General features: G+C 72.8%; 20 protein-coding genes. 8 read left to right on the forward strand and 12 right to left on the reverse strand.

The genetic code is table 11. The features are described 5' to 3' along the window. Positions 1-107 precede the first annotated feature (107 nt). Both IG94_RS0114180 and IG94_RS0114185 read left to right on the forward strand, forming a co-directional pair. Positions 108-1340 (forward strand): trypsin-like serine peptidase, encoded by a 1233-nt coding sequence (locus IG94_RS0114180; protein WP_031035410.1) that lies wholly within the window; start codon positions 108-110, stop codon positions 1338-1340. 114 nt (positions 1341-1454) lie between these two features. Then, a complete protein-coding gene (locus tag IG94_RS0114185; RefSeq protein ID WP_031035412.1) occupies positions 1455-2672 on the forward strand; it encodes a trypsin-like serine peptidase in 1218 nt (405 codons plus the stop codon). Between the two features lie 103 nt (positions 2673-2775). Here IG94_RS0114185 and hflX read toward each other — a convergent pair whose 3' ends face one another. From hflX to miaA, 6 genes are all read right to left on the reverse strand, one after another. Beyond that, on the reverse strand, positions 2776-4269 hold the full coding sequence (hflX, locus tag IG94_RS0114190) for a GTPase HflX (protein ID WP_031035413.1): 1494 nt from the start codon (positions 4267-4269) through the stop codon (positions 2776-2778). 145 nt (positions 4270-4414) lie between these two features. Then, a complete protein-coding gene (locus tag IG94_RS0114195; protein WP_031035415.1) occupies positions 4415-5938 on the reverse strand; it encodes a M1 family metallopeptidase in 1524 nt (507 codons plus the stop codon). A 311-nt stretch (positions 5939-6249) separates the two neighbouring features. Continuing rightward, on the reverse strand, positions 6250-8448 hold the full coding sequence (locus IG94_RS0114200; RefSeq protein ID WP_031035416.1) for a RelA/SpoT family protein: 2199 nt from the start codon (positions 8446-8448) through the stop codon (positions 6250-6252). A gap of 261 nt (positions 8449-8709) precedes the next feature. Further along, positions 8710-9603 carry a diaminopimelate epimerase gene (dapF, locus tag IG94_RS0114205; protein WP_031035418.1) on the reverse strand — a complete coding sequence of 298 codons (894 nt, stop codon included), beginning with the start codon at positions 9601-9603 and terminating at the stop codon, positions 8710-8712. A gap of 71 nt (positions 9604-9674) precedes the next feature. Continuing rightward, positions 9675-10175 (reverse strand): hypothetical protein, encoded by a 501-nt coding sequence (locus tag IG94_RS0114215; protein WP_031035421.1) that lies wholly within the window; start codon positions 10173-10175, stop codon positions 9675-9677. A gap of 107 nt (positions 10176-10282) precedes the next feature. Then, entirely contained in the window at positions 10283-11221 is a 939-nt protein-coding gene (miaA, locus tag IG94_RS0114220; protein ID WP_031035423.1) for a tRNA (adenosine(37)-N6)-dimethylallyltransferase MiaA, read from the reverse strand. A 182-nt stretch (positions 11222-11403) separates the two neighbouring features. Here miaA and IG94_RS0114225 point away from each other — a divergent pair, with 182 nt between their 5' ends. Beyond that, positions 11404-11679, forward strand: coding sequence for a hypothetical protein (locus tag IG94_RS0114225; protein ID WP_031035425.1), 276 nt, complete (start codon positions 11404-11406; stop codon positions 11677-11679). Positions 11680-11703: 24 nt separating this feature from the next. After that, positions 11704-11985: an antitoxin gene (locus IG94_RS0114230; RefSeq protein WP_031035427.1), complete on the forward strand. Its 282-nt coding sequence runs from the start codon at positions 11704-11706 to the stop codon at positions 11983-11985. A gap of 155 nt (positions 11986-12140) precedes the next feature. Here IG94_RS0114230 and IG94_RS0114235 read toward each other — a convergent pair whose 3' ends face one another. The 4 genes from IG94_RS0114235 to IG94_RS0114250 all read right to left on the reverse strand — a co-directional run bounded on the left by IG94_RS0114235 (position 12141) and on the right by IG94_RS0114250 (position 16221). Continuing rightward, on the reverse strand, positions 12141-12875 hold the full coding sequence (locus tag IG94_RS0114235) for a class III extradiol dioxygenase subunit B-like domain-containing protein (protein WP_031035429.1): 735 nt from the start codon (positions 12873-12875) through the stop codon (positions 12141-12143). A 49-nt stretch (positions 12876-12924) separates the two neighbouring features. Next, positions 12925-14442: a tRNA (N6-isopentenyl adenosine(37)-C2)-methylthiotransferase MiaB gene (miaB, locus tag IG94_RS0114240; protein WP_031035431.1), complete on the reverse strand. Its 1518-nt coding sequence runs from the start codon at positions 14440-14442 to the stop codon at positions 12925-12927. Positions 14443-14587: 145 nt separating this feature from the next. Further along, positions 14588-15247, reverse strand: a complete 660-nt coding sequence (locus tag IG94_RS0114245; protein ID WP_031035433.1) for a response regulator — start codon at positions 15245-15247, stop codon at positions 14588-14590. After that, positions 15247-16221 (reverse strand): HAMP domain-containing sensor histidine kinase, encoded by a 975-nt coding sequence (locus IG94_RS0114250; RefSeq protein ID WP_224219826.1) that lies wholly within the window; start codon positions 16219-16221, stop codon positions 15247-15249. Before IG94_RS0114250 ends, IG94_RS0114245 begins: the two co-directional genes overlap by 1 nt. Between IG94_RS0114250 and IG94_RS43480 the strand changes: the two genes are divergently transcribed. From IG94_RS43480 to IG94_RS0114265, 4 genes are all read left to right on the forward strand, one after another. Continuing rightward, a complete protein-coding gene (locus IG94_RS43480; RefSeq protein ID WP_224219827.1) occupies positions 16190-16408 on the forward strand; it encodes a hypothetical protein in 219 nt (72 codons plus the stop codon). The genes IG94_RS0114250 and IG94_RS43480 overlap by 32 nt on opposite strands. A gap of 11 nt (positions 16409-16419) precedes the next feature. Then, positions 16420-16905 (forward strand): cation:proton antiporter regulatory subunit, encoded by a 486-nt coding sequence (locus tag IG94_RS0114255; RefSeq protein ID WP_031035438.1) that lies wholly within the window; start codon positions 16420-16422, stop codon positions 16903-16905. Between the two features lie 4 nt (positions 16906-16909). Continuing rightward, the gene (locus tag IG94_RS0114260; protein ID WP_031035440.1) at positions 16910-18154 is read left to right on the forward strand and encodes a cation:proton antiporter; all 1245 of its coding nucleotides are present in this window, start codon (positions 16910-16912) and stop codon (positions 18152-18154) included. Positions 18155-18427: 273 nt separating this feature from the next. Then, the gene (locus IG94_RS0114265) at positions 18428-19423 is read left to right on the forward strand and encodes a TAXI family TRAP transporter solute-binding subunit (protein WP_031035442.1); all 996 of its coding nucleotides are present in this window, start codon (positions 18428-18430) and stop codon (positions 19421-19423) included. Between the two features lie 120 nt (positions 19424-19543). Here the strand turns inward: IG94_RS0114265 and IG94_RS0114270 are convergent, their stop codons facing one another. Beyond that, positions 19544-20971 carry a HAMP domain-containing sensor histidine kinase gene (locus tag IG94_RS0114270; protein ID WP_031035443.1) on the reverse strand — a complete coding sequence of 476 codons (1428 nt, stop codon included), beginning with the start codon at positions 20969-20971 and terminating at the stop codon, positions 19544-19546. Continuing rightward, positions 20968-21666 carry a response regulator transcription factor gene (locus IG94_RS0114275; protein ID WP_031035446.1) on the reverse strand — a complete coding sequence of 233 codons (699 nt, stop codon included), beginning with the start codon at positions 21664-21666 and terminating at the stop codon, positions 20968-20970. Before IG94_RS0114275 ends, IG94_RS0114270 begins: the two co-directional genes overlap by 4 nt. Between the last annotated feature and the right edge of the window lie 141 nt (positions 21667-21807).

A 21807-nucleotide genomic window follows, 5' to 3' on the forward strand; every position in this document is an offset into this window, starting at 1 on the left:
CGGAACTCCCTCACAGCCGGCTAATAGTGTGTGGTGCCGTTCCCGGTCCACCGCTCGGCGGTTCGGCTGCGGCACCACGCTCATTCACAACAGGGGGAATCAACACCATGCGTTCCATACGGCCGTCGTTCACCGCGCGCGGGCACCGGCGCGGGCGGCGCACCACCTCTTCCGCGGCCGCCGCGGTGGCGCTCGTCTCGGCGCTCGCGCTCACCGCCACGGCGTGCGAGGACGGCGACCCCGAGGCGAGCGGCGACGCCTCGGCCTCCGCGTCCGCCACGGACGACGGCAACGGCGGCATCCGCATCCCTGAGCACATCAAGGACAAGCTCAAGGAACAAGGGATCGACGTCGACGACTGGAAGAACGGCGACTGGAAGAACTGGAACAAGGACGACTGGCTGCGCGAGGCGCAGGACTTCGTCAATCCGATCATCGAGGGCCTGTGGGACCCGGAGCGGATGCGGGACGCCGGGGAGCCGCCCGACCAGGAGGTCGACGACAACGACATCTCCGGCGACCAGGGCGTCACCGACCCGGAGCCCGCTCCCGTCGAGGCGGCGGCCGTACCGGCCAAGTACCACGACAACGCCGCCACGGCGGGCAAGCTCCTCTTCGACTCCCCCAAGGGCTCGATGGTCTGCTCCGCCACGGTCGTGAAGGACCCGGCCCACCCCGGCAAGTCCAACATGGTGTGGACGGCCGGTCACTGCGTGCACGCCGGCAAGAGCGGCGGCTGGTACCGCAACATCGCCTTCGTCCCGTCGTACAACGACGGTGACCTCTCCGCCGCGGAACTGCAGAACGCCGCCAGGGAGGACGTCGCTCCCTACGGCGTCTGGTGGGGCGACTGGGCGCAGACCTCGGACCAGTGGATCGAGCAGGGCGGTGCGACCGGCGGCGCGGGCGCTTCGTACGACTTCGCCGTCATCCATGTGACGCCGGAGAAGGGCAGCGGCGGCAAGTCCCTGGAGGAGACCGTCGGCGACGCGCTGCCGGTGGACTTCGACGCGCCCGCCGTGCCGGAGATCGAGAGCATGAAGGTGATCGGCTACCCGGCCGCGCCGCCGTACGACGGCCAGAAGCTGTACCAGTGCCAGGACAAGCCCGGACGGCTTTCGCTCAACGCCTCCGAGCCGACGATGTACCGCATCGGCTGCACCATGACCGGCGGTTCGTCCGGTGGTGGCTGGGTCGCGGCCGGCTCCGACGGAAAGCCGGCCCTGGTGTCCAACACCTCGATCGGCCCGGTCACGGCCGGCTGGCTGGCGGGCCCGCGCCTCGGCAAGGAGGCCGAGGGCGTCTTCGACGCGGTGAGCGGCAAGTTCGCCGGCCAGTGAGCCCGTACCGGACACCGCGCTGATCCGGCAGAGGGGTGGGGTGCGCCGGGCTGGGACCGGCACCCCACCGCATCTTCTATGACATTCACACCATTTCACGGGGGTCGTCGCACCATGCGTTCCACACCTACGTCCGCCGCGCCACGGCGTGGACGGCGCACCGCACTCGCCGCCGCGGGTCTGGTCACCGCGCTCGCGCTCACCGCCACCGCCTGCGGCGGGTCGGAGCAGGACGAGGCCGACACCAAGCCCGGGGGCGGCGCTTCGCAGGCCGCCGGCTCCGAGGACACCGGCGGCGGTGAGGGCGGTCTGCCGGCCGGCGTCGCGGACCGGCTCAAGGAGCACGGCATCGACGTCGACCGGTGGAAGGACGGCGGCTGGAAGAACTGGGACAAGGACAAGTGGCTCAGTGAGGCCGAGGACTTCGCCAACCCGGTGATCGAGGGCCTGTGGAAGCCGGACCGGATGACGTCGGCGAAGGAGGCCGACAAGACGGTCACGACGAAGGACGCCTCCGCCGACCAGGGTTCCACCGACCCGGAGCCGGCTCCGGTGGAGGCGGCGGCCGAGAAGACGCCGTACCACGAGAACGCCGCCCCGGTCGGCAAGGTCTTCTTCGACTCCCCCGAGGGCTCGATGGTCTGCTCGGGCACGGTCGTCAAGGACGTCAACCACCCGGGCAAGTCCAACCTGGTGTGGACGGCGGGCCACTGCGTGCACGCCGGCGGCAGCGGCGGCTGGTACCGCAACATCGCCTTCGTCCCGTCGTACAACGACCTCGCCAAGTCCGAGGCCGAGCTGTCCGGCGCGACCACCACCGAGGTCGCCCCGTACGGCACCTGGTGGGCCGACTGGGCGTCGACCTCGGACCAGTGGATCAAGGGCGGCTCGGAGAGCGGCGGCGACGGGGCCGCGTACGACTACTCGGTCCTGCACGTGAAGCCGGAGCAGGGCGGCAAGTCCCTGGAGGAGACGGTCGGCGCCGCGCTGGAAGTGGACTTCTCCGCACCGTCGGCGACCGAGGTGGCCAGCATGGGGGCCTGGGGCTACCCGGCCGCACCGCCCTACAACGGCCTGCAGATGTTCAAGTGCGTGGACCGGCCCGGCCGGCTGTCGCTGAGCCCGTCGTTGCCGACGATGTACCGCATCGGCTGCACCATGACCGGCGGTTCCTCGGGCGGCGGCTGGTTCCGGGTGGTGGACGGTGAGACGAAACTCGTCTCCAACACCTCCATCGGCCCGCTGGAGAACACCTGGCTGGCCGGTCCGCAGCTGGGCCGGGGCGCCGAGGCGATGTACCAGGACATGAGCAAGACGTACGGCGGCCAGTGACCGCACACGCCGTGCGGCGGTCGGTGATCCGCCCCTGACGACGGCCGAGGGCCCGGCTCCCGCAGTTGCGGGGACCGGGCCCTCGGCCGTCGTGGTACGGCTCTCAGGCGAGCGGCGCCGGGACGTACGGCGAGAGTTCCGCCGCCAGTTCCTCGTGCACCCGCACCTTGAGCAGCGTGCCCTCCGGGGTGTGCTCCTCGGAGATCACCTCGCCCTCGTCGTGGGCGCGGGCCACCAGCTTGCCGTGGGTGTACGGCACGAGCGCCTCGATCTCGACCGACGGACGCGGCAGGTCGTTGTCGATCAGGGCGAGCAGCTCGGCGATGCCCTGGCCGCTGCGCGCGGAGACGGCGATGGACCGCTTCTCCGTCCGCAGCAGCCGCTGGAGCACCAGCGGGTCGGCCATGTCGGCCTTGTTGATCACGACGATCTCGGGCACGGCGGTGGCGCCGACGTCCCGGATCACCTCGCGCACGGCGGCCAGCTGCTCCTCCGGGACCGGGTGCGAACCGTCGACCACGTGCAGGATCAGGTCGGAGTCCCCGACCTCCTCCATCGTGGAGCGGAACGCCTCGACCAGGTGGTGCGGCAGGTGCCGGACGAAGCCCACGGTGTCGGCCAGCGTGTACAGCCGGCCGCTCGGCGTCTCCGCGCGGCGCACGGTCGGGTCCAGGGTGGCGAACAGTGCGTTCTCCACCAGGACGCCCGCGCCGGTGAGCCGGTTGAGCAGCGAGGACTTGCCGGCGTTGGTGTAACCCGCGATGGCGACGGAGGGCACCTTGTGGCGCCGGCGCTCCTGGCGCTTGATCTCGCGGCCGGTCTTCATCTCCGCGATCTCCCGGCGCATCTTCGCCATCTTCTCGCGGATCCGGCGCCGGTCGGTCTCGATCTTGGTCTCACCGGGACCACGGGTGGCGAGGCCGCCGCCCTTGCCGCCGCCCATCTGCCGGGACAGCGACTGACCCCAGCCGCGCAGTCGCGGCAGCATGTACTGCATCTGCGCGAGCGCGACCTGCGCCTTGCCCTCTCGGGACTTGGCGTGCTGGGCGAAGATGTCCAGGATCAGGGCGGTGCGGTCGATGACCTTGACCTTGACGACGTCCTCGAGGTGGATCAGCTGCCCGGGGCTCAGCTCACCGTCGCAGATGACAGTGTCCGCGCCCGTGTCGAGCACGACGTCCCGGAGCTCCTCGGCCTTGCCGGAGCCGATGTAGGTGGCGGCGTCGGGCTTGTCGCGGCGCTGGACGACGCCGTCGAGCACGAGCGCGCCCGCGGTCTCGGCGAGGGCCGCAAGCTCCGCCAGCGAGTTCTCCGCGTCCCGCACGGTGCCCGAGGTCCACACGCCGACGAGGACGACCCGCTCCAGGCGGAGCTGGCGGTACTCGACCTCGGTGACGTCCTCCAGCTCGGTGGAGAGGCCGACCACCCGGCGCAGGGCCGCGCGGTCGGAGCGGTCGAACTGCTCACCGTCCCACTCCGACCCGGTTTCGGGGCTCCAGGCGACGTCCTCTTCCATCAGGGCATCGGCCCGAAGGCCCTCGGGGTAGGTCTGCGCGAGACGCTTGGTGTCCTGGGAGGGGGAAGAAGAGGAGGTCATTGGATCCTTACGTGGCTGGGAGGGAATGCGGGCGGCGTGCCTGCCGCCGCATTGTGCACAACGCGCGAGGGGGCGGGGAGATTCCCGGGGCCCGTCCGCGCCGGCCCGAAGATGGTCGCACGGTACGGGCCGTCTCGTCACCGGCTTATTCCCCCTGTGGTTTCCGCGACGCCTTGACGGGCTCTTTCTCGGCTACCGGCTTCCAGTCCGGGTGGCCGGGCATCGGCGGGGTCTTCTCGCCGTACAGCCAGGCCTGGAAGAAGCCGCCCAGGTCGCGGCCGGCCGTCTCCGAGGCGAGCCGGACGAAGTCGGCGGTCGTCGCCGTGCCGTCCCGGTGGGTCGCGGTCCACGCGCGTTCGAGGCCCTCGAAGGCGGTGCGGCCGATCTCCTGGCGCAGGGCGTAGAGGACCAGCGCCGAACCGTCGTAGACGTTGGCGCGGAAGATGCCGGTCTTGCTGCCGCTCTTCGGCGGCTTCGGCGCGGCCGGCGGCCCGCCCGCCTCGCGCCAGCGGTCGGAGGCGCCGTAGGCGGCCTTCATGCGCTCCGCCATGGGCCGGTCGGCGGTCTCCTCGGCGTAGAGCGCCTCGTACCAGGTGGCGTGTCCCTCGTTGAGCCACAGGTCCGACCAGGTGGCGGGGGTGACGCTGTTGCCGAACCACTGGTGGGCCAGCTCGTGCACCATGATCGATTCCACGTACCACTTGGGGTAGGCGGGCTCGGTGAACAGCTCGCGCTCGAAGAGGGTGAGCGTCTGCGTCTCGAGTTCGAAGCCGGTGGTGGCGTCGGCCATGAGGAGGCCGTACGTCTCGAACGGGTAGCGTCCGGCCTTCTTCTCCATCCAGGCGATCTGCTCGGGCGTCTTCTCCAGCCACGGTTCGAGCGCCGCGCGGTGCTCGGTCGGCACGACGTCGCGCACGGGCAGCCCGTGCGGGCCGGTGCGGTGCAGCACCGTGGAGCGGCCGATGGACACCTGGGCCAGTTCGGTGGCCATCGGGTGCTGGGTCCGATAGGTCCAGGTGGTGGATCCCCCGGCCCGCTCCACGCCCGTCGGCAGTCCGTTCGCCACGGCCGTGAGTCCGTCGGGCGCGGTGACGTGGAACGTGAACCGGGCCTTGTCGGAGGGGTGGTCGTTGCAGGGGAAGACGAGGTGGGCGACGTCGGCCTGGTTGGCCATGGCGAGGCCGTCGGTGGTGCGCACCCAGCCGCCCGGACGGTCCTCGGCGTAGACGGGATCACTGCTGTGCCGCACGGTGATCCGCATCCGCTCGCCCTCGTCGAGCGCGTCCTGCGGGGTGACGACGAGGTCCTCCCCGGCCGGGGCGAAGTCGGCGGGCTCACCGTCGACCTCGACGGAGTCGACCTTCCCGTGGGCGAAGTCGAGGTTGATCCGGTCCAGGTCGGCCGTGGCGCGGGCGTCGATGGTGGTGACGGCCTCCAGCGGCTCGCTGTTGCTGCCGGAGTAGGTGAAGGCGAGGTCGTAGGCCGCCACGTCGTAGCCGGGGTTGCCCAGGTGCGGGTAGAGGCGGTCGCCGACGCCCAGCGGGGTCGGCGGGGCGCTCGCGGCGACCAGGCAGACGGAGACGGCCGAGGCGAGCAGCGCCGCCGCCCTGAGCCGGCGACGGGAGTGCGCGCGGGACCGCGGGGCCGGGAGGTGGGGGGTGTGCAGCATGCCCAACGGCTATCAACGCGCGCGTGCCGTGCGGCGGCGGCGCGCGACCGGGGCACCCGAACGGGTACCTCCCGGCAGCTCACGGTGGGCCCAGCTCACGGTGGGCCGCGCGTCGCGGGCGCGGGAGCGCAGACCGGACGAACGGGTCCCGGTGCCCGGACCGAGGGCTCCCGGCGCCCCCACACCCTCACGCCCGCGCCCCTCACGCACCCGCACACCCACGCGCCCGCACGCCCACGATCCGCCCGGTCACCGCCCCGTGCGCCGCGCCTTCGGGACGGCGGCCCCGTCTCCGCCCGGGGCGGCCCGACTCAGACGCCCGTCGGCTGCGGCTGTGCGCGGCTCACGTCGTACACGCCGGGCACGTCGCGCATCGCGCGCATCAGCGCGGGGAGCCGGGCCGCGTCCGGGAGGACGACGGTGTAGCTGTGGCGCACCCGCTGCCGGTCCGGGGGGTCGACCGTGGCGGAGACGATCTCGGCGCCTTCGAGGGCCATGGCCTCGGTGAGGTCGGCCAGCAGGTGCGGGCGGCCGAACGATTCGGCGAGCAGGGTGACCCGGCACTCGGTGCTCTCCCCCCAGCTCACGCCGACCTCGGGGCGTCCCGCGCTCTTCATGCGGGCCACCGCCGCGCACCCCGCGCGGTGGACGGTCACCACTCCCCCGCGCACGGGGAAGCCGGTGATCTCGTCCGGCGGCACCGGCGTGCAGCACCCGGCCAGCCGCACGGTCGCCTCCGGCGCGTCGACGCGTACGTCGGCGGAGGCGGAGCGGGGCGCCGCCGGTCCGCCCGGCGCGGGGCGCTGGGCGGGCGGGTCGCCGGCGGCGGGACCGCGTACCGGCCCCTCCGCGTCCGCGGCCTCGTCGGCCTCCCCGGCGTCGGCGGACGACGCCGCCGGACGGGCGGCGAGCCTGCGCTGGATGGCGATCCGCGCGGCGGGCGTGCGGGCGTGCTCCAGCCAGTCCCTGGAGGGCTCGGAGGCGGGGTCCTGGCCCATCAGGAGCTGCACGGTGTCGCCGTCGCGCAGCACGGTGCTCATGGTCGCCAGGCGGCCGTTGACCCGGGCGCCGATGGTCGCGTGGGCGTCCTCGCCGTACTGCGCGTAGGCGGCGTCGACGCAGGTCGCGCCCTCGGGGAGGCCGAGGGTGCCGCCGTCGGGGCGGAAGACGGTGATCTCGCGGTCCTGGGCGAGGTCCTCGCGCAGCGTGGACCAGAAGGTGTCGGGGTCGGGGGCGCCGCGCTGCCAGTCGAGCAGCCGGGAGAGCCAGCCGGGCCGGGTCGGGTCGGCGCGCTCGCCGTCCCCCGCGCCCTGCTCCTCCGACGGAGGTGCGTAGGGGTTGCCGAGAGCGACGACGCCCGCCTCGGCGACCTTGTGCATCTGGTGGGTGCGGATGAGGACTTCGACGACCTGACCGTCCTCCGCGCGGGCGACCGCCGTGTGCAGCGACTGGTACAGGTTGAACTTGGGGACGGCGATGAAGTCCTTGAACTCCGAGACGACGGGCGTCAGACAGGTGTGCAGTTCACCGAGGACGGCGTAGCAGTCGGCGTCCTCCTGCACGAGCACCAGGAGCCGCCCGAAGTCCGCGCCGCGCAGCGTGCCGCGCTTGCGGGAGACGCGGTGCACGGAGACGAAGTGGCGGGGCCGGATGAGGACTTCGGCCGGGATGTCGGCCTCGCGCAGTACGCCGCGCACCTCGTCGGCGACCGCGGCGAGCGGGTCGTCCGCGCGGGCGGCGTTCTCGGCGACCAGCTCCCGCGTGTGCGCGTACTCCTCGGGGTGCATGACCGCGAAGACCAGGTCCTCCAGCTCGGACTTCAGGGCCTGGACGCCGAGCCGTTCGGCGAGCGGGATGAGGACGTCGCGGGTGACCTTGGCGATGCGCTCCTGTTTCTCGCGGCGCATGACGCCGAGGGTGCGCATGTTGTGCAGCCGGTCGGCGAGTTTGATCGACATCACGCGGACGTCGTTGCCGGTGGCGAGGAGCATCTTGCGGAAGGTCTCGGGCTCGGCGGCGGCGCCGTAGTCGACCTTCTCCAGTTTGGTGACGCCGTCGACGAGGTAGCGGACCTCGGCGCCGAACTCCTCGCCGACCTGGTCCAGCGTGACGTCCGTGTCCTCGACCGTGTCGTGGAGGAGGGAGGCGGTCAGCGTCGTGGTCTCGGCGCCGAGTTCGGCGAGGATCAGGGTGACGGCGAGGGGGTGGGTGATGTAGGGCTCGCCGCTCTTGCGCATCTGGCCGCGGTGCGAGGACTCGGCGAGGACGTAGGCGCGGTGCAGCGGGTCGAGGTCCGCGTCGGGGTGGTGGGCGCGGTGGGCCTCCACGACGTGGCCGATGGCGTCGGGCAGCCGGCCGCGGGCGGCGGAGCCGGTGCCCAGGAGCGCGGCGCGGCCCAGCCGGCGCAGGTCGAGTCGCGGGCGGGACTTTCGGCGGGGGGCCGGGGTGACGGCGCCGCCGGTCGCGGGCGGCACGGGTCCCGGGCTCGGATTCACGGCCTCCGCGTTCATGGGCACCTCCGGCTGCACGGACCGGCGGACGGGGTGTCCCAGGGCGGACACGGCTCAGGGGATGGCGTCGGTCCCCCGCCCGGGCCGGTGCTTGATGCTATCGAGCCCATCACGTGCGGCCGACCGCCTCTCGCCGAGCGTGAAACGGATCACCCATTCGAGCGATGGACCGAGGGTTTACGTTTTCGCACTGAGTGTCATGGAACGGGCGGTGGTTCAACGGTTCGCGGCCCGGTGCTTCCCAGTGCTGCGGTTCCTGCTTCAGGCGAGTACCCCTTCCAGCCAGGCGGAGTCGAACTCCCCCTCCGCGACGATCACCGCGGGGCCCGTCATCTCGATCTCGCCGTCGGGGCGCTCGGTGATCACCAGGGTGCCACCGGGCACGTCGACGGTGTACGTGGCCGGCACACCGGTGACCGCCGGGTCGACGCCGTCCCGGCGTGCGGTGGCGACGGCGACGGCGCAGGCGCCGGTGCCGCAGGAACGGGTCTCCCCCGAGCCGCGCTCGTGCACGCGCATCGCGACATGCCGAGGGCCCCGGTCGGCCACGAACTCGACGTTGACCCCGTCCGGGTAGGCACTGGCGGGCTCGTGCGGCGGCGGGGCGTACAGGTCGCCGGCGTGGGACAGGTCGGCGACGAAGGCGACCGCGTGCGGGTTGCCCATGTTCACGTTCCGGGCGGGCCAGCTGCGCTCGCCGACGCTCACCTCGACGTCTCCCTCGGGCAGCAGCGCGCGGCCCATGCCGACGGTGACGTCCCCCGCGGCGGAGCCGCCGTCGGACACGGCCTTGGCGAGGTGGACGCGCTTGACTCCGCCGCGCGTCGCGACGGCGAGGTCGCCCTCGCCGACGTGTCCGGCGCGCTGGAGGTAGCGGGCGAAGACCCGTACGCCGTTGCCGCACATCTCGGCGACCGAGCCGTCGCCGTTGCGGTAGTCCATGAACCACTCCGCCTCGGCCGCCATGTGCACGGCCTCGGGATGCGCCGCGGACCGCACCACGTGCAGCAGTCCGTCGCCCCCGATGCCCGCGCGGCGGTCGCACAGTGCGGCGACCGCGGCGGGCGGCAGGTCGAGGGCGTTTCCCGGGTCGGGGACGATCACGAAGTCGTTCTCGGTGCCGTGACCCTTGAGGAAGGCGATCCGCGTGCTCATTCCTCGATCGTACGGGGTGGGCACGGGGGAACGACGAGGGCGGGACGCGGCCGGGCCCGGTGACGGGCGCGTCAGCCCCGCAGGCGGGCGACCCGCCACACGGCCAGGACGACGACGGCGGCGACCGCCAGGGCGTACACGAGGATCATCCGCCAGTCGCCCCGGCGCCCCGAACCGCGCTGCGGCAGGCCCGGCCACGTGTAACCGACCCGGCGGGCGGCCATCATGCCCCAGCCGGCCGCGCACGAGCAGATCAGCAGCCCCAGCATCGCGATCACGGCGCCGCTGTCGCCGAAGTCGAAGGCGAGCGGGAAGGCGAACATCAGGGAGCCGACGGCGGCGAGGCACACGATGGGCGCCAACTGCCACAGGCGCAGGCGCCGTTGCGGGCGCAGTTCGACCTCGACCTCGTCGCCGTACATCTCGTCGGGCTCGGGGCCGTCGGCGGCGACGCCCTCGGGCGTCTCGTCCGGGCCGTCGGGGCTCAGTGCGTCCCCGTCCGGCTTCGGCCCACCGCCCCCGGCGATGCCGTGCTCGGTGCTCGGTGCGGTGTCACGAGGGCCGGCCTCCATCGCCACGCGCCCTCCCAACTCAGACTCATTCGGTCGATCGAAGCTCGATGATGGCACGCCGCCGAAGGCCCGGATGACGGCCGGAGCGTCCCGATGCCATCACGTGATCAGGCTGTAACCGGTCGTTCGACCAACGACAGCGCGAGCTGTGGAAGTTCCGTGCGATCCGCCACACCCCCACTCAACCAGTGCACCCGCGGGTCGCGCCTGAACCATGAATCCTGACGGCGCGCGAAGCGCTTGGTCGCACGGACGGTCTCGGCGCGCGCCTCCTCGAGCGTGCACTCGCCGGCCAGTGCCGCGAGGACCTGCTGGTAGCCGAGCGCGCGCGACGCCGTACGCCCCTCGCGCAACCCGCGCGCCTCCAGTGCGCGCACCTCCTCGACCAGACCGGCGTCCCACATCCGGTCGACGCGGTGGGCGATGCGCTCGGCCAGCTCGGGGCGCGCCACGTCGACGCCGATCTGGACGGTGTCGTACACCGAGTCGTGTCCCGGAAGATTGGCGGTGAAGGGGCGCCCGGTGATCTCGATCACCTCAAGGGCGCGCACGATCCGGCGCCCGTTGCTGGGCAGGATGGCCCGCCCCGCCCCGGGGTCGGCGGCGGCCAGGCGGGCGTGCAGCGCGCCCGAGCCCCGCAGCGCGAGTTCCTCCTCCAGCCGGGCCCTGATGCCGGGGTCGGTGCCGGGGAACTCCAGGTTGTCCACGGCGCCGCGGACGTAGAGGCCGGAGCCGCCGACGAGGACCGGCCAGCGTCCGGCGGCGAGCAGCGCGTCGATCCGCTCCCGCGCCAGCCGCTGGTACTCCGCGACGGACGCGGTGACCGTCACGTCCCAGATGTCCAGGAGATGGTGCGGCACCCCGCCGCGTTCCCCGGGAGTCAATTTGGCGGTGCCGATGTCCATCCCGCGGTAGAGCTGCATGGAGTCGGCGTTGACGACCTCGCCGCCGAGCCGCTCGGCGAGGAAGACGCCCAGGTCGGACTTTCCGGCCGCGGTGGGTCCGACCACGGCGATGACACGGGGGGTGGGAGGTGTGCTGGTCACCGGACCAGTCTCGCAAACCTCTCACCTCCCCCTCGAACGAGTTACGTGACGGTCCGCGCCGCGGGGTCGTTGCCCGTTGCGAGGTTCCCGCTCCCGGCAACCGGGGCCATCGACCCGGCCACGCGGACGGACGTACCGGAGGCCGCGGGATGTCGCCCGCACGAGTAACGTATGGAGTTGAAATGGGCGTTTTTGCACGGCTTCTTCGGAGGTCGAAGACGACCGAGGACGCGTCGGCCGCAGGGACACGGGCCGAGGCCACGGAGACCGAGCGGACGGCGGACGGCCCGGCCGAAGCGGCGGAACCGGCGGACGCCGCCGGCCCTCGCACCACCGGGGAGGCCGACGAGCCCGCACCGGCCTCCGAAGCCGCCGAACCGGACGGCGTCGGCATCCCCAAGCAGCAGTCCGCCGGGGAGGCCGTCGACAACGAGGCCGACAAGGGCGCCCGCACCTGACTGCCCCGTGAGGGAAGGCGAAGCATGGGTCTCCTGGACAATCTGAAGGCCAGAATCGGACCGGCGAAGGGCAAGGTCTCCGACCTCGCGCAACAGCACGGCGACAAGATCGACCGCGGTCTCGACAAGGTGGCGCGGACCGTCGACGAGCGGACCAAGGGCAAGTACAGCGACCGGATCCAGACGGGCACGGGCAAGGCCAAGGACGCCATGGAGCGCCTCGCCCGCAAGGACGACGGGGGCACGGGCACGGGCGGCGGCACACCCGGCGGTCCGCCTCCCGCCGGGCCGCCCCCGGCTTCCTGACCCGGGCGACGCGGCCCGGTGGGCCGTGGCGCAGGCACCGCGAGGGGCAACCACGGAGCGCGTCCACGGACGCGTTCCGTGCCCGCCTCCGGACCCCCCGCGCGTCCGGCACGATCCGGCCCCCGGCCCGTCCGGCGCTTCTCCTACGGCCAGTCCTACGACCAGGCGGCCGCCACGTACCCCACGCCGTACGGCGCGTCCTCGTACAGCAGCGCGCCGGTGAGCCGCGCGTCCTCGGCCGCGCCCGCCAGGACCTGCCAGGGCGCCCGCCCGGAGACCTTCAGCTCCCGGGCCAGTACGGCGTCCAGCGCGGCGAGGGCGGCGAGGTCCGCCGCACCGAGCGCGCGCCCGATCCCGGCGTCGAAGGGCGCCGCCCGCTCGTCGAGGTACCCGGGTGCCTTGAGCGTGCGGCACGCGCTGGCGTCGCCCAGCACCAGCATCGCCACCCGGCCGGCACGGGCCGCGAGGTCCCGCCCGAGTGCGGCACAGCGCTCGGCGGGCAGGTCCTCGCCCACGCCGATGCCCTCGACGGGAGCGTCGGACCACCCGTTCCGGCTCAGCAGCCAGGAGCCCACGGCGAGCCCGTACGGCAGCTCCCCGCCGGTCTCCGCCGGCGCCGGTCCCGGCTCAGTACCGCCGTCCTGGCCCAGCCGTACGTCCACCTCGACGCCGAAGCCGCGGAACGAGCCCCGCGCACCCACCGGGTAGACCTCGGGCCCGGCGCGGTCCGCGGGCCCGACGACCAGCAGCCGGTCGGGGCGGGCGGCGGCGAGGACGCCCAGCGCGTCCGCGCAGGCGGCACGCGCGGCGTCCAGCTCGGGCGCGGCACCGGCGGCGACCTCGGGCACCAGGAGCGGCGGGCAGGGGCAGACGGCGGCGGCGACAAGCATGATCGGCAGCGTAGCCCCGTGCCGCCGCCCGCCGGGGCACCCCCCGGGGTCAGTCGCAGCCGCAGCCGCCGGCCACGGCCGGCTGCGGCTCGGGCACGCCGATCGTCGGCAGCCCCAGCATCACGCCCGCCGGCCTGGCCTGCTCGGCGGCGTTGCGCTTCTCCCAGGCGTCGCCCGCGCGGGTGCGGCGCACGTCGAGCACCGCGCCCTCGGCCAGCAGGTGGTGCGGAGCGGCATAGGTGATCGCGACGGTCACCACGTCGCCGGGGCGCACCTCCTGGTCGGGCTTGGTGAAGTGCACCAGGCGGTTGTCGGGGGCGCGGCCGGACAGGCGGTGGGTGGTGCCGTCCTTGCGGCCTTCGCCCTCGGCGACCATCAGCTCCAGGGTGCGGCCGACCTGCTTCTTGTTCTCCTCCCAGGAGATCTCCTCCTGGAGGGCGACCAGGCGCTCGTAGCGCTCCTGGACGACGGCCTTGGGGATCTGGTTCTCCATGTCGGCGGCGGGGGTGCCGGGGCGCTTGGAGTACTGGAAGGTGAAGGCCTGGGCGAACCGCGCCTCGCGCACCACGTGCAGGGTCTGCTCGAAGTCCTCCTCGGTCTCGCCGGGGAAGCCCACGATGATGTCGGTACTGATCGCGGCGTGCGGGATGGCCGCGCGGACCTTCTCGATGATCCCCAGGTACCGCTCCTGCCGGTACGAGCGGCGCATCGCCTTGAGCACCGGGTCCGAGCCGGACTGGAGCGGCATGTGCAGCTGGGGCATCGCGTTCGGCGTCTCGGCCATGGCGGCGATGACGTCGTCGGTGAAGTCGCGCGGGTGCGGGGAGGTGAAGCGGACGCGCTCCAGGCCCTCGATCCTCCCGCAGGCGCGCAGCAGCTTGCTGAACGCCTCGCGGTCACCGATGTCGGAGCCGTACGCGTTGACGTTCTGCCCGAGGAGGGTGATCTCGGAGACGCCCTCGGCGACCAGGGCCTCGACCTCCGCGAGGATGTCGCCGGGGCGGCGGTCCTTCTCCTTGCCGCGCAGGGCCGGGACGATGCAGAAGGTGCAGGTGTTGTTGCACCCGACGGAGATGGAGACCCAGGCCGCGTAGGCGCTCTCGCGGCGGGTGGGCAGGGTGGACGGGAACGCCTCCAGGGACTCGGCGATCTCGACCTGCGCCTCCTCCTGCACACGGGCGCGCTCCAGCAGGACGGGGAGCTTGCCGATGTTGTGCGTGCCGAAGACGACGTCCACCCAGGGCGCCCGCTTCACGATGGTGTCGCGGTCCTTCTGCGCCAGACAGCCGCCGACCGCGATCTGCATGCCCGGACGGCTCGCCTTCTTCGGGGCGAGGTGGCCGAGGTTGCCGTACAGCTTGTTGTCCGCGTTCTCCCGGACGGCGCAGGTGTTGAAGACGACGACGTCCGCGTCGCCGTCGGCGTGCTCGGGGGCACGGACGTACCCCGCGTCCTCCAGCAGGCCGGACAATCGCTCGGAGTCGTGGACGTTCATCTGGCACCCGTAGGTGCGGACTTCATAGGTGCGCGTGCCGCCCACTGACTGGCTCCGGTCGATGCTGCTCATGGCCACAAGGGTAGGCGGTCGGCGGGATTGCCCGGTTCGCCTGTGGACAACCGCGGCCTCACGGCGTCCAGGTCGGTGCACACGGCTCCGCGGCCCGGCCCCGTCCCGCACTCAGGGCTCGATGAGGCCCGGCCCCGTCCCGCACTCAGGGCTCGATGAGGCCGGCGCGGATCGCGTACCGCGTGAGTTCCAGGCGGTCGCGCACGCCGAGCTTCTGCAGGAGGTTCGCGCGGTGGCGTTCGACGGTCTTGGCGCTGATGAACAGCATTTCGCCGATCTCCTTGGAGGTGTGGCCCTCGGCGACGAGCTTGAGGATCTCCTCCTCGCGTTCGGTGATGGGCCGCTCGGGCACTCCGCCGCCGCCCTCCATCCGGTCCAGGTAGGAACGGACGAGGGCCCGCTCGGCACCCGGGTATATGAACGGCTCGTCGCGCACGGCGGCCCGGCACGCCTCGACCAGGTCCCGGTCGGCGACCGACTTCAGGACGTATCCGCAGGCACCGGCCTTGAGGGCCTCGAAGAAGTACTGCTCGTTGTCGTACATGGTCAGGATGAGGATGCGCAGCTCGGGCATCCGGCGGGAGAGTTCGCGGGCCGCCTGGAGGCCGGTCATGCGGGGCATGGCGACGTCCAGGACCGCGAGGTCGATCCCGGTGGCCCGCGCCGCCGCGACCGCTTCGGCACCGTCACCGGCCTCCGCGACCACCGTCAGATCGGGTTCGCCGTCGAGGATGAGGCGTACCCCGCGACGTACGAGGGTGTGGTCGTCGGCGAGCAGGACGCGGATCGGGGGCCGTGCGGACATCAGGGGCTGTCTCCGGTTCGGTCTGCGGCACGGTCCCCCGGTGGTGCGGGGACGCGCAGGCGTACGTCGGTGCCCCCTCCGGGGGCGGTTTCGAAGTGGAGCTCGGCTCCGATCAGCAGGGCCCGCTCGCGCATCCCGTGGATGCCGGCCCCCTCCGCCGCTCCGCCGAGCCCGGTGCCGTTGTCGCGGACGAGCAGTTCCACGGCGGTGGGCAGCGGACGGAGCCTCAGCCCGGCGCGGTCGGCGCCGGAGTGGCGAGCGGTGTTGGTCAGGCCCTCCTGGGCGACCCGGTAGATCACGAGTTCCGCCTCCGGGCTGAGCGGGGGCAGGTCTCCCGGCACCTGGTGGTGCACGGCCAGCCCGTGGTGCGTGAACTCGGTGGAGAGCGAGCGCAGGGCGCTGGCGAGACCGAGTTCCTCCAGCACGCCCGGACGCAGCCGGCGGGCGATCCGGCGGATCTCGTCGAGGCCGGCCCGGGTGGCCTCCTGCGCCAGGGACACCTCTTCGCGCAGTTCGCCGGGGACCCGGTCGGCCACGCGCTTGAGCTGCAGGAGGACGGCGGTCAGCGTCTGGCCGACCTCGTCGTGCAGTTCGCGGGCGATGCGGTGGCGCTCGCCCTCCTGGGCCTGCAGGGCCTGCCCGGCACCCGCGGCGCGTTCGGCCTGGAGGCGGTCCAGCATCGTGTTGTACGTGGCGATCAGCTGCGCCGCCTCGGCGGGTCCGGCGACCTCCGGCCGGGCGCCGGGCACCAGGAGGTCGGCGGTGGTCATCGCGCGGCCGAGCCGGTGCAGGGGCGTGAGCCCGATCCGCAGCACGACCGCGTTGCCGACGAGCAGCAGACCCAGGCCCACGAGCAGGACCAGCGCCTCCCGGCCCAGGGTGGGCGTCGACACGGTGACCGGTCCCAGCAGCAGCGCGGTGGCGACGAACAGGCCGGCGGCGTTGAGCAAGAAGATCCGCCAGAACAGCGACACGTTCCTCTTTCCGCTCCTCCCGGACCTCGCCGACGACACCCCCGCCGACAGCCTCGCCGACCGCGACCGCCTGCGTATATCCGTCACGACACCCATATCGCCACCGTACGTGCGGATGGCAGCATGGCGAGGTCGCGCGCATGTCACGGACGTGCGGAAAGCGCCGCAAGAGATGCAGGACGAATGAGGGGAAAGCTCGTGTCAGCTCCACGCCTGAGGGCGACGCCGCTCCCGGGTATCGGGGTCCAGTACGACCTGGTGACCCGCGAACACCGCCACCTGTCGGTGGTGGCGCACCGCGACGGCACCCGTACGGTGAACGTCTACCGGACGGACGACCCCGACTCCTGCGCCCACTCGCTGCGGCTGGCCGGCCCCGAGGCCGGCGCGCTGATCGACGCGCTGAAACCCTCCCACCACAGTGCGAACCTGCTCTACACCACCGACCTGGGGCTGGTCGCCGAGCGGATCGAGGTGGCCGCCGGCTCCCGCTGGAACGGGCGACTGCTGGGCGACACCCGCATGCGGACCGACACCGGCGCGTCGATCGTGGCGGTGCTGCGACGGGCCGAGGCGATACCGTCACCGGCTCCGGACTTCCGGATCGTGGGTGGTGACACCTTGATCGTGATCGGCACCCGCGAGGGCGTCGACGCCGCCGCGGCGATCCTCGGGCAGGAGTGAGCCGGTGCACGGTGCGGTTCTGCTGATCGAGTTCGGTTCCATCATCCTGGGCCTCGGGCTTCTCGGCCGGTTCGCCGGTCGTTACCGTCTGTCGCCCATTCCGCTGTACCTGCTCGCCGGTCTGGCCTTCGGCGAGGGCGGGCTGCTTCCGCTCGGCGCGAGCGAGGAGTTCGTCGCGACCGGCGCCGAGATCGGTGTCATCCTCCTGCTGCTGATGCTGGGCCTGGAGTACACGGCCAGTGACCTGGTCACCAATCTCAAGTCGCACTATCCGGCCGGCCTCGTCGACTGCGCGCTCAACGCCGTGCCGGGCGCGGTGGCGGCGCTGCTCCTGGGCTGGGGCCCGGTGGCCGCCGTGGTTCTGGCCGGCGTGACGTGGATCTCGTCGTCCGGTGTCATCGCCAAGGTCCTGGGCGATCTGGGCCGGGTCGGCAACCGGGAGACCCCGGTGATCCTCAGCGTGCTGGTCCTTGAGGACCTGGCGATGGCGGTGTACCTGCCGATCGTCACGGCGCTGGTGGCCGGTGCCGGGCTGATGACGGGGAGCATCACGCTGGCGGTCGCGCTGGGCGCGGCGGGCCTGGTGCTGTTCGTGGCGGTGCGCTACGGCCGGCTCATCTCCCGCTTCGTCACCAGCGACGACCCCGAGAAGCTGCTCCTGGTGGTGCTGGGTCTGACGATCCTGGTCGCCGGTGTAGCGCAGCAGCTCCAGGTGTCGGCCGCGGTGGGCGCGTTCCTGGTGGGCATCGCGCTGTCCGGGGAGGTCGCGGAGGGCGCGCACACGCTGCTGAGCCCGCTGCGGGACCTGTTCGCGGCGGTCTTCTTCGTCTTCTTCGGGCTGCACACCGACCCGGCCAGCATTCCGCCGGTCCTGCTGCCCGCCCTCGCGCTGGCGCTGCTCACCGCCGTGACGAAGATCGCCACCGGTTACTGGGCGTCGAAACGGGCGGGGATCTCCGTCAAGGGCCGCTGGCGGGCGGGCGGCGCACTGGTGGCGCGCGGTGAGTTCTCGATCGTCATCGCGGGTCTCGCGGTCTCGGCCGGCATCGAGCCGTCCCTGGGCCCGCTGGCCACGGCGTACGTCCTCATCCTGGTCGTCCTCGGCCCGCTCACCGCCCGCTTCACCGAGCCGCTGGCGATGCGCCTGTTCCGGCGCCGCGACAACCCCGACCGGCCCGGCGGCTCCCCGGATGGGACGCCCAAGGCGGCGGCGGAGACGGCGGAGGCGGAGGCGTCGGTGGGCGACTGATCCACCGACTGACCCACCGCGACTGACCCACCGCGACCGCCCCACCGGGGCCGACACCCGGCCGGCCCGCCCCGGCCGCCGGCACTCAGGCCCCGCACGACCCCGGCACTCAGGTGCCGGGGTCGTCGCACTCGGGCGTCCGCGGGCCCGAAGGTCTACGGCGTCTGCCGGACGCGCGACGCGTGCGGGGGGCAAGCTGCTCGCGGCGGAGGTCGCCGGGGCGTGTCGGCCCGGCCCTGGTCAGCGCGGGTGCGGGCTGGCAGGATCTCGCCCATGTCCACGCTGTTCTCCCGACTCGGCAGGCGCAGGGTCGTCCAGGGCGCGGTCGCCGGGGCCGTGGTGCTCGGGCTGCTGCTGTGGTGGCTGCTGCCGCTGGGCGACAAGCCGCCGAGCGGGACGGTCACGTTCAGCACCGGCACCCGCGCGGGCGTCTACCAGAAGTACGGCGAGCTGCTGCGCGCCGAGCTGCGCAAGGACATGCCGGACCTGGACGTGCGGCTGATGACCAGTGCGGGCTCGCAGGAGAACGTCGAGCGCGTGGCGTCCGGGGAGGCCGACTTCACGATCGCCGCGGCCGACGCGGTCGAGACGTACAAACTCGCCGGCGGTCCCGAGGCCGAGCAGCTGCGCGGTGTCACCCGGCTCTACGACGACTACGTGCAGCTCGTGGTGCCGAGCGACTCGGACATCCAGTCGGTCGCCGACCTGCGCGGCAAGCGGGTGGCCATAGGTCTGCCCCACTCGGGTGTACGGCTGATCGCCACGCGCCTGCTGAAGGCCGTAGGCATCGATCCGGAGACGGACATCGTGGCCCGCGCGGACGGGATCGACACCGGCCCCGGGCGGCTGGGCGGGGAGCTGGACGCCTTCTTCTGGTCGGGCGGAGTGCCGACGGACGGGCTCAGGCAGATCGCGCAGACCTCGGCCTTCCGCTTCGTGCCGATCGACGAGGACCTCGTCACCAAGCTGCACCGGTCCGGCGGTGCGACCCGCTACTACCGCACCACCAACATGCCGGAGTCGGCCTACCCCACCGTCCAGAACGGCGCCGTGGTGCCCACCATGGCCGTGTCCAACCTGCTGGTGACCCGCGCGGACGTCGATCCGCGGCTCACCGAGTGGCTGACCCGGACCGTGCTGGACAGCCGCGACGGCATCGGGGCGCACGTCCACTCCGCGCAGCTCGTGGACCTGCGTACCGCGATCTACACCGACCCGCTGCAACTGCACGAGGGCGCCCGGCGCTACTACCGGTCCGTCAAGCCGTAGGACCGCCCGGTCGGTCGAGCCCGGGGCCCTCGGCGAGGTCGGCCGGCAGTACTGCCCCGCCGATGCTCCCCTCTCCCCCGGGGCCCGCACCGGTGTCGCCCCGCCGCCCAGGTGCCGCCCTCAGGGACGCTCCGGCTCCCCCTGCGCCGCGGGCGTCCTCGGCACCGTGACCGTCACCTCCAGGCCGTGCGGCGCGTGGTGGCCGAAGGAGATCGAGCCGTCGCCCGCGGCGAGCAGCGCCCGGCAGATGGACAGCCCCAGACCGGAGCCCTTGATGTTCTGGTGCCGTCCGCTGCGCCAGAAACGGTCGCCCACGCGCACGAGTTCCTCGTCGGTGAGCCCGGGGCCGTTGTCGGTGACCACGACGGTGGCGGCGCCCCCGGTGGAGGCCACCTCGACCCGGACGGTCTGCTCGCGCGGCGTGAACTTCACCGCGTTGTCGATGACCGCGTCCAGGGCGCTGGACAGCGTCACGGGGTCGGCCCAGCCCGTGGTCGGCGGGCAGTCGCCGACCAGCCGTACGCCCTTGGCCCCGGCCGTCGGTGACCAGGCCGCCACCCGCTCGGCGGCCAGCGCGCCGACATCGGTGACCTGCAGGTCGGCCTGGCTGTGCTCGGCCAGCGCCAGGTCCAGCAGGTCGTCCAGGACCCGGGCCAGCCTCTTTCCCTCTGCCTGGACGGAGGCGATCTCCTCGTTGCCCTCCGGCAGTTCCAGGGCGAGCAGCTCGATGCGCAGCAGGAGCGCGGAGAGCGGGTTGCGCAGCTGGTGCGAGGCGTCGGCGACGAAGGCGCGCTGCTGCTCCAGCACGTCCTCCACGTGGTCCGCCATCTCGTTGAAGGACCCGGCCAGCCGCCTCAGCTCCGGCGGCCCCCCGGCCGGTGCCACGCGGGACTTGAGCCGCCCGGTCGCGATGTCGTGGGTGGTGGCGTCGAGCACCCGCACCGGCCTGAGCACCCAGCCGGTCAGCCGCAGCGCGGCTCCGACGGCGAGCAGCATCGCGGCGACCTCTCCGGCGACGATGACCAGCCAGCCGCGCAGGGTGCGGGAGGCCATCGAGTCGGTCGGGGACTCGGTGACCACGACCGCGACCACGTCGCCGTCCCGGATGACCGGCGAGGCCACCACGAGCCGGCCGTCCTGCCAGGGCCACACCTGCTGCGGGTCGTGGCTGCGGCGGCTGAGCAGCGCCTCGTCGAAGGAGTCGCGGACCTCTCCGGTCTGGGGCAGGAACCACGTGGTCGGGGCGTTGGCCATCGGGATGTGGTTGCGGTAGAAGACGCCCGCCTTGATGCCGTAGACCTCGTAGTAGCTGGTCAGTTCGGTCTGCAGGGTCTCCAGGCGCTCGTCGGTGTCGGTACGGCGCGAGCCGCCCGGCGCGTCCTCGGTGACGAACTGGGCGAGGGCGGCGAAGCGCGCCGTGTCGTCTATCCGGTCGATGACGACCTTCTGCTGCTCCGCGCGGGCGACGCTCACGCCGAGCGGCACGCCCAGCGCGAGCAGCACGGCCGCCATCAGGACGATGAGCAGCGGGAGCAGGCGTGTGCTCACCCGGACCCGCTGGGCGCCGGGGCGACGAGGCGGTAGCCGACGCCGCGGACGGTCTCGATCAGTGCGGGCATGCGCAGCTTGGAGCGCAGGGAGGCGACGTGCACCTCCAGCGTGCGCCCGGTCCCCTCCCAACTGGTCCGCCAGACCTCGCTGATGATCTGCTCGCGGCGGAAGACCACGCCGGGCCGCTGGGCGAGCAGGGCCAGCAGGTCGAACTCCTTGCGGGTGAGCTGGACGACCGCACCGTCCACGCTCACCTGGCGGGTCGGCAGTTCGATGCGTACCGCGCCCAGGCGCACCACCGTCTCCGTGCTCGCGGTGGCGTCCTCGTGGACGCTGCGCCGGCTGACGGCGTGGATACGGGCGAGCAGTTCCCCGGTGTCGTACGGCTTGACCACGTAGTCGTCGGCGCCGAGGTTGAGCCCGTGGATGCGGGAGCGGACGTCGGAACGGGCGGTGACCATGATGACCGGGGTGCTGGTGCGCTTGCGGATCTTTCCGCAGACCTCGTATCCGTCCTGGTCGGGAAGGCCGAGGTCGAGCAGGACGACGCCGAAGGCCTCACTCTCGGGAACGAGTGCCTGAAGCGCCTCCTCGCCGCTGCGCGCGTGGGTGACGTCGAAGCCGTGCCGTGCCAGGATCGCGGACAGGGCGGCGGCCACATGGTTGTCGTCCTCGACGAGCAGCAGCCTCATCCGGGCTCCCTTCGGTTCATCGGCCGTATAACCGCGGCGGGTACAAAGCGGGTGGGGATCCGGGCGCACGCGCGCGTGCGCCCAGTGCAGTGACGCCGATGGAGTGGGACGGCGTCAAGGGTCTGCCGGTCGCGGCCGCCC

Origin of the sequence: Streptomyces olivaceus, assembly GCF_000721235.1 — a bacterium.
Classification (GTDB): domain Bacteria; phylum Actinomycetota; class Actinomycetes; order Streptomycetales; family Streptomycetaceae; genus Streptomyces; species Streptomyces olivaceus.